Here is a 12,028-nt window from a genome sequence, read left to right as displayed (position 1 = left end):
TTTTTTGCAGTGCATAGGCAGGGCGCAAAACCCGCTTGCTCTTTCAATGTGTTAACGAATGTGGTCCAAACGGGCTAATGTAGCCCAAGGGAATCAGGCTCGCTTCAAGAGGACGGTAATGGCGCGAGACAGCCAGTCGGGAGACTACCCGACGCCGATCATAGACCGGCATTCCAAGCCCGGAACCGTGGTTCGCCTGACCGTTCTCGCCATTGTTCTCGTCGGTGCAGCGGTGGCGTTCATCTATCTGGAGGGACGCGTCAACACCAATCTCGGTCTCGGGCTGCTCGGCATGCTGGCCATGATCGGCATTTTCTATCTGGTCTCGACGGTGATCGGTTTCGTGCAGATCATGCCGCGCGGCGGCGGCGACGTGCTGTCGCGCATATTCATCGACGGCCACCCCGAAGGCACCGTCGTCACGGACAAGAAGGGCCGGGTGGTCTATGCCAACCGGACCTATGCCGATCTGATCGGTGCAAACAGCCCCGCCGATGTGCATTCCATCGAAGCCATCATGTCCAGCGACAACCAGGCGGCCGAGGCCGTCTACCGGCTGACCAACCAGGTGCGCGAAGGCAAGGAGGGTCAGGAGGAGTTTCGCCTGCTGAAAGGCCTTGGTGGAACAAAGGCCCAAGCCGAGGGACCACGCTGGTACCGGCTGCGCGCGCGGCTTCTCGACATCGGCGATGCCGGCGAACAGCTTCACGCCTGGCAGCTATCCGACATTTCGGCGGAGCGCGAGGACCAGGAGAAATTCTTCCGAGAGCTGCAGCACGCGATCGATTATCTGGATCACGCGCCGGCCGGTTTCATGTCGACGGGCCACGATGGCGCGATCGTCTATATCAACGCTACGCTCGCCGACTGGATCGGCCTGGACCTTACTCAGTTCACGCCGGGCTCCATCGCGCTCAACGATCTCATCGCCGGCGAGGGCATGGCGCTGATCGAATCGGTCGAGGCGGCGCCCGGTCTCGATCGCACGGCGACGCTGGATCTGGACATGCTGCGCCGCGACGGCAAGAGCATGCCGGTGCGGCTCGTACACCGGGTCAGCGCGCCGCGCGACGGAGCGCCCGGCGAAAGCCGCACGATCGTTCTGCTGCGGGGCGGGGAGGCCAGCGGCCCGAGCGAAGCGGCGGCGGAAATGCGCTTCACGCGCTTCTTCAACAACACGCCGATGGCCATCGCCTCTGTGGATGGCGGCGGCAAGATCGTTCGCACCAATGCGCCTTTCCTGAAAATGTTCTCCGGCGCGGTGTCGCGTGACGATCTCGAAAAAGGCACGCGGTTCGAGACCGTTGTGCACGAGGCGGACAGGAAGCTGTTTGCCTCGGCGCTCGAGGCGGCGGCCGAGGGCAAGGGCGATATCCAGCCAGTCGATACGCGCCATGCCGCCGACGGGGAACGGTTCATCCGTTTTTACGTGACCGCCGTGATCGATGACGGAGACAGCAAGGAAACCGCTATCGTCTATGCGGTGGAGACGACGGAACAAAAAGCGCTCGAAGCGCAGATGGCCGAAACGCAAAAGATGAATGCCGTGGGAACGCTGGCCGGCGGCATCGCGCACGACTTCAACAATGTGCTGACGGCCATCCTGCTTTCGGCCGACCACCTGCTCTTGTCGCTGCGTCCGTCGGACTCCAGCTTTGCCGATCTCATGGAGATCAAGCGCAACGCCAACCGCGCCGCGGTCCTGGTGCGCCAGTTGCTGGCCTTCTCGCGCAAGCAGACGATGCGCCCGACCGTCCTGTCGATGACAGACGTCATCGGCGACCTGCGCATGCTTGTCGACAGGCTGACCGGCACGCATGTGAAACTCGACATCGACTACGGCAAGGATCTGTGGCCGGTCAAAACGGATCTCGGGCAGTTCGAGCAGGTGATCATCAATCTTGCCGTGAATGCACGCGACGCCATGCCGGAAGGCGGCACGATCAGGATCGGCACGGCCAATGTCGAGAGCGGCGAAGTCGCGGCGCTCAACAATCGCGGCATGGAAGTCGGCGACTATGTGATGATCGCCATCGAGGACGAGGGAACCGGCATCGCGCCGGATCTGCTCGACAAGATTTTCGAACCGTTTTTCACGACGAAGGATGTGGGCAAGGGAACCGGTCTTGGATTGTCGATGGTTTACGGGATCATCAAGCAGTCCGGCGGCTATATTTATCCCGAATCCGAGGTCGGCAAGGGCTCGACATTCCGCATCTACCTGCCGCGCCACATCGAGACGGAAGAAGAGGCGGCATCCGATTCCGCCGAGGACAAGCAGGAAGCGGGCGCGGGCGGTGCCAACGGGTCGGGCGGCCAGAAGGAGCCGACCGATCTGACCGGTTCGGCAACGGTTCTCCTGGTCGAGGACGAGGAGGCCGTGCGGCGCGGCGGCAAGCGCATGCTGGAAACGCGCGGCTATACGGTGCACGAGGCCGGGTCCGGCGTCGAGGCGCTGGACGTCATCAAGGAACTCGACGGCGATGTCGACATCGTCGTCTCGGATGTCGTCATGCCGGAGATGGACGGCCCGACGCTGCTGCGCGAATTGCGCAAGGAATATCCCGACATGAAGTTCATCTTCGTCTCCGGATATGCCGAGGACGCCTTTGCCAAGAACCTGCCGGAAAACGCGCAATTCGGCTTCCTGCCGAAGCCGTTCTCGCTGAAACAGCTCGCGACGGCGGTCAAGGAGGTCATCGACAGCTAGGCACACTTGGCGGGAAGAGCGGGCTACGTTGTCCCCATGCCGATATTGGCGGTCCGCATAAAATACGGCTAACTGTCGGATAATGATTCGATTTCCGCCGGGGCCGCCATGGAACATACGCTCGGGCGTACCCATCTATCGGCAATCGCATCGAACACAATGGCGCCGCAATATTGATATTGAAGCCACTGCAAATTCTCATTCACCTTCAACGGGGGAAGCTAAATGTACAAGAAAATCGCAGCCGCAACGGTGGCAGGCGTCTTTTTGGCGGGTTGCATGACGACCGATCCATATACAGGCGATCCGCGCCCGACGCGGACGGCGACGGGTGCGGCGCTCGGCGCGGCGGCCGGCGCAGGCCTCGGCTTGCTGGCTGGCGGCAATGACCGGCGCAACGCGCTTGTGGGTGCCGGCATCGGACTGCTCGCTGGCGGTGCGATCGGCAATTACATGGATCGCCAGGAAGCCGAGCTGCGCGCGCAGCTCCAGGGCACCGGTGTCTCGGTCAGCCGCAACGGCAACAACCTTGTGCTCAACATGCCCTCGAACGTCACATTCGCGCTCAATCAGGCACAGATCGATCCGAGCTTCTTCCAGACGCTGAATTCCGTTGCGATCGTCCTGTCGAAATACAATCAGACGCTTATCGACGTTTACGGCTATACGGATTCGACCGGCACGGCCCAGTACAATCTGGATCTGTCGCAGCGCCGGGCGCAATCGGTCTCGTCCTACCTGTCGGCTCAGGGCATCGATCAGCGGCGCATGTATGTCGTCGGCTTCGGCGAAGAGCGCCCGATTGCAAGCAATGCGACGGAGGCCGGGCGCGCGCAGAACCGCCGCGTGGAAATCCAGATCGTTCCGCTCAGCTAAGGCGCAATATGCGAAAGAACTGGAGGCGCCGGATCATCCGGCGCCTTTTTCATTGAGCGCGGCGGCGATACGGGCCGCCATCAGGGCGTTGTTGCGCACCAGCGCAATATTGGTTTCAAGGCTGCGGCCATCGGTCATTGCCAGGATTTCCGCAAGCAGGAATGGCGTGACCGATTTGCCGGAAATGCCGTCATCGGCCGCCTTGTCCAGTGCACGGCGGATGTAGATGTCCATTTCCTCGCGCGGGATCTCGTCTTCCTGCGGAACGGGATTGGCAACCAGCATGCCGCCGGAAATGTCCATGGCGGCGCGGGTGTTCTGGAACCTGGCTATGTCCGCCGGATCGTCGAGGCGCAGCGGGCTTTCCAGACCGGAGCGCCGCGACCAGAAGGCCGGCAGCTCGTCGGCACCGAATGTGACGACCGGAACGCCCTTGGTTTCCAGAACCTCCAGCGTTTTCGGGATGTCGAGGATCGCCTTGGCGCCGGCGCAAACGACGATAACCGATGTCCTTGCCAGTTCGTCGAGGTCGGCGGAAATGTCGAAGTCCGTTTCAGCGCCATGATGAACGCCGCCGATGCCGCCGGTCGCAAACACCCTTATGCCGGCGATCTGCGCCGCGATCATCGTTGCGGCGACGGTCGTCGCACCCGTTCTGCCCATGGCGACCGCAAAGGCGAGATCGGCGCGCGACACCTTGAGTGCGTCCGGTGTTCGGGCGAGGGCTTCCAGCGCCGCGTCCTCAAGGCCGATATTGAGGGTGCCGTCGATGACCGCGATTGTCGCGGGAACAGTGCCCTGCGAGCGCACGACATCTTCGACGCCGCGCGCCATTTCCAGATTGCCGGGCCAGGGCATGCCGTGGGTTATGATCGTCGATTCCAGCGCGACCACAGGCTTGCCGGCGTCGAGGGCTGCACGAACCTCGTCGGAATAACTCAGAGGGAAGGGGGGCTTGTTCATCAATCGTCCTTACCGGTATTGGCGCCCTATGGAAACGGCTCGGCCTGCGGCACGTGCTTCAGCGCCGCCTCGACCGTCTCGATGTTGAGTTCAGGCGGTGCGGCATCGGCCGACTGAACGGCCAATCCGGCGGCGGCCACACCGTAGCGCAGGGCAGCGCGGAAAGCGTTGCCATTCAAGGTCGCATGGATGGCGGCGGCGGCCAGCGTGTCTCCGGCGCCGGTCACATCCACGACGCTTTCGATCCGGGGCGGCGTGATCTGAAAGACATCCGTTCCGTCGAAACCGAGCACCGGACCTTCACCGCGCGAAATCGCGCCGCGCGCTATGCCGCGTTCACGCAGTTTGCCGGGCCATTTGTCCGGCGGTGTGTCTTGGCCGCACAAAACCGCGGCCTCCGCAGCGTTCATGAAAATCATTGAAAGGCCGCCGAATGCCGGCTCCAGGCGTTCGACCTTGGGCGGCGAAATGGCGATTGCGCAAAGCGGCTTTCCGTTCATCCCGGTCATCTGCGCCAGCGCCCCGATCGTGCCGGCCGGAAGGTTCGCGTCGCACAGGACGAGGTTCGCGTCGGCGATCGCCTGCCTGATCGATTTGCGCGATAGCTGCCGGTAGACGAAACGGTCGTAGAGATCCATGTCGGCGACGGCGACGAGGAGGTTGCCGTCATTTTCCAGAATGGCCGTGTAGCTCGGCGTCGCCCGGTCGAGGAAGACCTGGGCCATGTCCTCCACGCCGACGGTTTCCATGGCCGTGCCGACGGCCTCGCCGGCGCGGTCTCCGCCACGCACCGAAACCATCGCCACCTCGTGACCGAGGCGCGCCAGGCTGCGTGCCGCGTTGAAGCCGCCGCCGCCGGGCTCCTCGCGCCAGCGGCCCGGATTGCTTGCGCCGGGAACCGTCGCGCCATCGATGGTCGCGCGGCGGTCGATATGCGCCCCACCGAGGACGATGATCCGAGCCATTTGCATTGCCTTTATGTGCCGGCGGTTTTGCCGCACCTCAGGCCGATGGCTTAACGCAAGGCGCCGGGCAATTCAAACGCGAAAACGGGCCTCTAATTTGCGGGTGTGTCACGATAGAGCACGGCGCCGTATTCGCAGGACAATGCCGCGCAGTCCCTTGGCGTTATGCGAATGATTCTCTGCCCCTTTGCCTGCAGGTCAAAGATGAAGAAGGTCGCCGCAAAGTCGTTGGGTTTCGCCTCGATGATTGTGCCATCTGCATCAACGAGTTCCGCCGACAGGCCGCCGCACTTGGCGCAGGCGACTGCCAACTGGTAGTGGCCGGGTGCAAGCTCGCCGAGGTTCAGGCTGCCCGTGCGGCCTGCATTGATCGTGGCGGACGCGCCGCCGACCTGAACGAGCTTGCGGCTGTAGCGCGCACTCACCTCCTGCATCTGCAGCGACATGGTCCGCAACTCATTCAGCAGCTCCTCCGAGGGCTCCTGCGCGCTCGCGGAACCTTGCCCGAGAAGTATCGTCAGGCAAGCGGCAAGAATCACCAGGACATGCGTGCGCATCGGCTTGAACCCCTCCGCTCAATGCAAAGATCACCCTTGGCACAGTCTGACATAAAAACGCCGCTCATTTCCACCGCTGCCGGTAGCGGCGGGCCGAACGCGAATCGAATCCGGCCGGAAAGATTTTCGGCATCATCAGACGTGTTTTGCAGGTGGCGGCCATAACCCGTTCGGATGTATCCCCTAAAGACATGTAACATGCATTCTGCTAGATTCAACCACGAATCGTATTGCCCGGATATCGTGGTAAAGAAGTCATATGAGCTTACGGGAGCTAGCAACAACTATTTTAAGCGTCCTTATGGCGGGGATGGTTTTCTTGGCTGAAAATTCCCCAAATGACGCAATAAAGAATCTCAACGAATGGATTGAGGTATTTGGCGGCATCAATCCTTATTTGGTGCTGGCAATCGTTGGACTCGCGATATTGGCATATGGTTGGTATCCTCGGATCAAATCAAGATACTTTGCATCCGAATCGAGGAAGGTCAGGCTAATGCCAGAAGAGCGTAGGGGCCAAATAATCAATCAAAATGTCACAAGCCATCACCAAAGCGGTGGTATCACCGCACATACGGTAAACATAAACGAGAAGCGTCAGCGGGTAATGCCTCAAGCCATGAAGGATGGCCTATTGCGAGAACTCCCGAAAGATCGACCTATTCGGGTTTTAGGAATGAATGGAGATACGGAATCCAACAATTTTGCCCGCGAAATTCACGACTTTCTTGCGGGAAACGGCTATGAAATGGACCCAAGCTCACCTACCTGGCACTCCTTTTTTAATCCCCCAACAAACGATATTCGTATTTCTGAATTTAAACAGGGAGATAAAAGTTTGTGGCACATCGTGGTGGGGCCGGCAAACTAGGGATGCCGGACTCTAAGCAACGCTTTGACCGTCTTCTTGAGGCGATGGTTTCGAAACCGGCCTTGGAAAAGCCTGCAAAAGAAGCTCAAGCATCAAGTGCGGGTTCTTCCGAAGGTTCTGCCGGAACTCGAACTCCCAAAGGTAAGTCTGCAACCACTTCGGAGAAACGCTGACATAAGTGCCTTTCATTGAGTGCTTAACGTGGCCCCAAAAGGCTTCAATCGTATTTGTGTGAACGTTGCCGCGAACATATTCGCCATCGCGATGGTTCACTGTGCCGTGCATATGGCCGTGTTCTGCCAGTTCCTTAAAGACAGGCGCTTCGTCGGTTGCAATGCGCGATCCGGGCTTAACCCAGTTCAGCAGTGCAGGCATGACGTGCTTTGAACGACGTGAGGGAATAACTCGCGTGACGGTTTCGCCGCCGCGTTCGGTGGCACCGAGAGCAACGCTCTTGTCGTCGTGACCGCGCTTGTCACGGCCACCATAGAAAGCCTTGTCGGCTTCAACGACACCGCCGTCAGGACCGCCAAGGATGTTGTCGCCATCGACATAGCCCATGTACTGGCGGATGAGGTTGCACATGCGCCATGCGGTCTTGTAGGTGACGCCGATTGTCCGCTGCACTTCCTTGGCGGATACGCCGTTGCGGGACGCGCAGAACAAGAACATGACATGGAACCAGTCGCGCAGGGACGTGCGGGTGTTCTCGAAAGGCGTTCCGGCTGTCGGGTAGACCTGATTGCCGCAGTGCTCACATTCATAGGAGCGGCGTGACTTCACGCGGTAATAGCGAGCATCCTTGCCGCACTTGGCGCAAGTTAAGCGCTCTCCGTAGCGGGTCCGCATGAGATGTTCCAAGCACGCGTCATCATCGGGGAACCGTTCGAGGAACTGGCGAATCGTCGGGAGTTTGGGATTGTTGCTCATACTCCCAATATGGGAATCACAGCTACATGTTTCAAGGGGATATGTACGAACCCATTCATTCAAGACAAAGTGAGAACACTCTTATAATAATATATAATATTCAATTGCTTAGATCGCTGTTGCAAAATGAGAACAAATGCAGTACATTTTTTCAGTGCGGCTTTCATTGCCAGTGATGCGTATATAACCTAAAGGTGGACGGAATGGCTCAGAACTCTTTGCGGCTTGTAGAGGAAAATTCGGTGGACAAAAGCAAGGCACTCGACGCGGCGCTCTCTCAGATCGAGCGGGCCTTCGGCAAGGGCTCAATCATGAAGCTCGGCTCCAAGGACCAGGTCGTCGAGATCGAGACCGTTCCGACCGGATCGCTGGGGCTGGACATCGCGCTTGGCGTCGGCGGCCTGCCGAAGGGACGCATCATCGAGATTTACGGGCCGGAAAGCTCCGGCAAGACCACCATGGCGCTCCACACGGTCGCTGAGGCCCAGAAGAAGGGCGGCATCTGCGGCTTCATCGACGCCGAGCACGCGCTCGATCCGGTCTATGCGCGCAAGCTGGGTGTCGATCTGGAAAACCTTCTGATTTCGCAGCCCGACACCGGCGAGCAGGCGCTTGAGATCACCGACACGCTGGTACGCTCCGGCGCCATCGACGTTCTGGTGATCGACTCGGTCGCGGCGTTGACGCCGCGCGCGGAAATCGAGGGCGAGATGGGCGATTCGCTGCCCGGCATGCAGGCGCGGCTGATGAGCCAGGCGCTGCGCAAGCTGACGGCGTCGATCTCGCGCTCCAACTGCATGGTCATCTTCATCAACCAGATCCGCATGAAGATCGGCGTCATGTTCGGCTCGCCCGAAACGACGACCGGCGGCAATGCGCTGAAGTTCTATTCCTCCGTGCGTCTCGACATCCGCCGCATCGGTTCGGTCAAGGACCGCGACGAGGTGGTTGGCAACCAGACCCGCATCAAGGTGGTCAAGAACAAGATGGCGCCGCCCTTCAAACAGGTGGAATTCGACATCATGTATGGCGAGGGCGTTTCCAAGACCGGCGAACTGATCGATCTCGGCGTCAAGGCTGGCATTGTCGAGAAGTCCGGCGCGTGGTTCTCCTATAACAGCCAGCGCCTCGGGCAGGGCCGCGAGAACGCCAAGCTTTTCCTGAAGGAAAATCCGCAGGCCGCGCAGGAAATCGAATTGGCGCTGCGCCAGAATGCCGGGCTCATCGCCGAGCAGTTGCTGGAGGAAGGCCATCCGGAACCCGAGGACGACGGTGAACCGGATGCAGCAGAAGGCTAGACTTCCGTAAAAGTGGCTTGAGACGGCCGGCGGCACGGATGGTGCCGCCGGCCGTTTTCTTTGCGAAGACGGAATTGGCGAACGACCCATGCTTCGGCTGGACAGTCCCGCACCGGGCGGATAAAAGCCGAACGGATTGCCCGCCTTTGCCGCGGGCCCCGCATGAAGTTGTTGTCAAAGGGCGTTCCATGAATGGCGTAAACGAGATCCGTTCGGCATTTCTCGACTATTTCGGCACGAACGGGCACGAGATCGTTTCCTCGAGCCCGCTGGTGCCGCGCAACGATCCGACGCTGATGTTTGTCAATGCCGGCATGGTGCAGTTCAAGAACGTCTTCACCGGCCTTGAACACCGGCCCTATACGCGCGCCGTGACGGCGCAGAAATGCGTGCGCGCCGGCGGCAAGCACAACGATCTCGACAATGTCGGCTATACGGCCCGCCATCACACCTTTTTCGAGATGCTCGGCAATTTCTCCTTCGGCGACTATTTCAAGGATCTTGCCATCGAGCTTGCCTGGAAGCTGATCACCGATGAGTTCGGGCTCGACAAGAACCGCCTGCTGGTGACGGTCTACCATACCGATGACGAGGCCTTCGATCTTTGGAAGAAGATCGCCGGCCTGCCGGAGGACCGCATCATCCGCATCCCGACCCATGACAATTTCTGGGCGATGGGCGACACCGGTCCGTGCGGCCCGTGCTCGGAGATTTTCTACGATCACGGCGATCATATTCCGGGCGGCCCGCCCGGATCGCCGGACGAGGATGGCGACCGTTTCATCGAGATCTGGAATCTCGTCTTCATGCAATATGAGCAGGTGACCAGGGACGAGCGCATCGACCTGCCACGGCCCTCGATCGATACCGGCATGGGGCTGGAGCGCATCGCGGCTGTCCTGCAGGGCAAGCATGACAATTACGACATCGATCTCTTCCAGGCGCTGATCGGCGCGTCCGTCGAACTGACCGGTGTCGCCGCGGAGGGCAAGGCGCAGGCGAGCCACCGGGTGATCGCCGACCATCTGCGCTCATCGGCTTTCCTGATCGCCGACGGCGTGCTGCCGTCCAATGAGGGCAGGGGCTATGTGCTTCGGCGCATCATGCGCCGCGCCATGCGTCACGCGGAGCTTCTTGGCGCGCGCGAGCCGCTGATGTGGAAGCTGCTTCCGGCGCTGGTCGGGCAGATGGGCCATGCCTATCCGGAACTGGTTCGGGCCGAGGCCCTGATCTCGGAGACTTTGAAACTGGAGGAGACGCGTTTCCGCAAGACGCTGGAGCGCGGCCTCAACCTGCTCGCGGAAGCCAGCGCCGATCTCGGCGAAGGCGACGAGCTGAGCGGTGAAACCGCGTTCAAACTCTACGACACCTATGGATTTCCGCTGGATCTGACGCAGGATGCGCTGCGCCAGCGTGGCATCACGGTTGACGATGCGGGTTTCAATTCCGCCATGGAGCGGCAGAAGGCCGAGGCGCGGGCCAACTGGGCCGGCTCAGGCGAGGCGGCGACAGAGACCATTTGGCTGGAGCTGCGCGACCGGCTCGGCGCAACCGATTTCCTTGGTTACGACACGGAACAGGCCGAAGGCGTCGTCGAGGCCATCGTGCGCGACGGCGCGGAGGTTGGTGAGGCTTCCAAGGGCGACACGGTTCAGGTGATCGTCAACCAGACACCGTTTTACGGAGAGTCCGGCGGCCAGGTCGGCGATACGGGGATCATTTCCGCCGATGGTGTTTCGCTGCGGGTAACGGATACCCAGAAGAAAGCCGATGGGCTCTTCGTGCACCAGGCTGTCGTCGAGGAAGGAACGCTGAAGAAGGGTGCCGAGGTGGTGCTGAGCGTCGATCACGAACGGCGCAGCCATTTGCGGGCCAACCATTCGGCGACGCACCTGCTGCACGAGGCGCTGCGTGAGGTTCTGGGCACCCATGTCACCCAGAAGGGATCGCTTGTCGCGCCCGACCGGCTGCGCTTCGATATCTCGCATCCGAAGCCGATGAGCGAAGCGGAGATCACCGCCGTAGAGGACATGGCCAATGAGATCGTGCTGCAGAACAGCCCCGTGTCGACGCGGTTGATGGCGGTGGACGATGCGATTGCCGAAGGCGCCATGGCGCTGTTCGGCGAGAAATATGGCGACGAAGTCCGGGTTGTTTCCATGGGCACCGGCCTGCATGGCGACAAGACGGACAAGACCTATTCGGTCGAGCTCTGCGGCGGCACCCATGTCGGCGCCACCGGCGACATCGGCCTGGTGCGCGTGGTTGGCGAGAGTGCCGTCGCGGCGGGCGTCCGGCGTCTCGAGGCTTTGACCGGCGAGGCCGCGCGCAAGTTCCTGACGGAACAGGACGGACGGGTCCGGTCGCTGGCGTCATCGCTGCGCGTCCAGCCTTCCGAGGTCGTTTCACGGGTCGAGGCGCTCGTTGACGAGCGCCGCAAGCTCGAACGCGAGATTTCCGACCTCAAGAAGCAGCTGGCGCTTGGCGGCGGAAGCGCAAAGGAAGCCGATGAAACACGCGAGATCGGCGGCATCAGGTTTCTCGGCAAAACGGTCACGGGTGTGGCGCCGCGCGACCTCAAGGGTCTTGTCGATGAAGCCAAGAACAGCATCGGCTCGGGCGTCGTCACGCTCATAGGCGTGTCGGAAGACGGCAAGGCCAGCGCCGTGGTCGGTGTCACGAATGATCTGACCGAACGCTACAGCGCGGTCGATCTGGTGCGTGTGGCTTCCGCCGCGCTCGGCGGCAAGGGCGGCGGCGGCCGGCCGGATATGGCGCAGGCCGGCGGGCCCGATGCGGGCAAGGCCGAAGCGGCGGTTGAGGCGGTCGCCGGGGCCATTGCCGGCTAGCGGCGTATT

The 12,028-nt window shown here is 61.1% G+C and carries 9 protein-coding genes; 5 read left to right on the top strand and 4 right to left on the bottom strand.

Features of this window, described 5'->3' with window-relative positions:
• The first annotated feature begins 118 nt into the window (after positions 1–118).
• Both cckA and OOZ53_RS22985 read left to right on the top strand, forming a co-directional pair.
• Positions 119–2,710: a cell cycle histidine kinase CckA gene (gene cckA, locus OOZ53_RS22990; RefSeq protein ID WP_271092101.1), complete on the top strand. Its 2,592-nt coding sequence runs from the start codon at positions 119–121 to the stop codon at positions 2,708–2,710.
• Positions 2,711–2,935: 225 nt separating this feature from the next.
• Positions 2,936–3,586 carry a YiaD family glycine zipper/OmpA-like lipoprotein gene (locus OOZ53_RS22985; protein WP_271092100.1) on the top strand — a complete coding sequence of 217 codons (651 nt, stop codon included), beginning with the start codon at positions 2,936–2,938 and terminating at the stop codon, positions 3,584–3,586.
• Positions 3,587–3,619: 33 nt separating this feature from the next.
• Here the strand turns inward: OOZ53_RS22985 and OOZ53_RS22980 are convergent, their stop codons facing one another.
• From OOZ53_RS22980 to OOZ53_RS22970, 3 genes are all read right to left on the bottom strand, one after another.
• Entirely contained in the window at positions 3,620–4,549 is a 930-nt protein-coding gene (locus tag OOZ53_RS22980) for a pseudouridine-5'-phosphate glycosidase (RefSeq protein ID WP_271092099.1), read from the bottom strand.
• 26 nt (positions 4,550–4,575) lie between these two features.
• Positions 4,576–5,514 (bottom strand): carbohydrate kinase family protein, encoded by a 939-nt coding sequence (locus OOZ53_RS22975; RefSeq protein ID WP_271092098.1) that lies wholly within the window; start codon positions 5,512–5,514, stop codon positions 4,576–4,578.
• A gap of 92 nt (positions 5,515–5,606) precedes the next feature.
• Complete coding sequence (locus OOZ53_RS22970) at positions 5,607–6,071, bottom strand: hypothetical protein (RefSeq protein WP_271092097.1); 465 nt, start codon at positions 6,069–6,071, stop codon at positions 5,607–5,609.
• A 319-nt stretch (positions 6,072–6,390) separates the two neighbouring features.
• On the opposite strand from OOZ53_RS22970, the gene OOZ53_RS22965 reads away from it, so the two are divergent.
• Entirely contained in the window at positions 6,391–6,942 is a 552-nt protein-coding gene (locus OOZ53_RS22965; RefSeq protein WP_271092096.1) for a hypothetical protein, read from the top strand.
• A 12-nt stretch (positions 6,943–6,954) separates the two neighbouring features.
• Here OOZ53_RS22965 and OOZ53_RS22960 read toward each other — a convergent pair whose 3' ends face one another.
• Positions 6,955–7,872 carry an IS1595 family transposase gene (locus OOZ53_RS22960; protein ID WP_271092095.1) on the bottom strand — a complete coding sequence of 306 codons (918 nt, stop codon included), beginning with the start codon at positions 7,870–7,872 and terminating at the stop codon, positions 6,955–6,957.
• A 203-nt stretch (positions 7,873–8,075) separates the two neighbouring features.
• Here OOZ53_RS22960 and recA point away from each other — a divergent pair, with 203 nt between their 5' ends.
• Together recA and alaS are read left to right on the top strand one after the other, a co-directional pair.
• Positions 8,076–9,170, top strand: coding sequence for a recombinase RecA (gene recA, locus OOZ53_RS22955; RefSeq protein ID WP_271092094.1), 1,095 nt, complete (start codon positions 8,076–8,078; stop codon positions 9,168–9,170).
• 188 nt (positions 9,171–9,358) lie between these two features.
• Positions 9,359–12,019 (top strand): alanine--tRNA ligase, encoded by a 2,661-nt coding sequence (alaS, locus tag OOZ53_RS22950; RefSeq protein ID WP_271092093.1) that lies wholly within the window; start codon positions 9,359–9,361, stop codon positions 12,017–12,019.
• Positions 12,020–12,028 lie beyond the last annotated feature (9 nt).

The organism is Allohoeflea poritis (genome assembly GCF_027889715.1).
Lineage (GTDB): Bacteria > Pseudomonadota > Alphaproteobacteria > Rhizobiales > Rhizobiaceae > Hoeflea_A > Hoeflea_A poritis.
The sequence above is the reverse complement of the archived record's forward strand: the minus strand, read 5'-3'. Positions and strand labels throughout refer to the sequence as shown.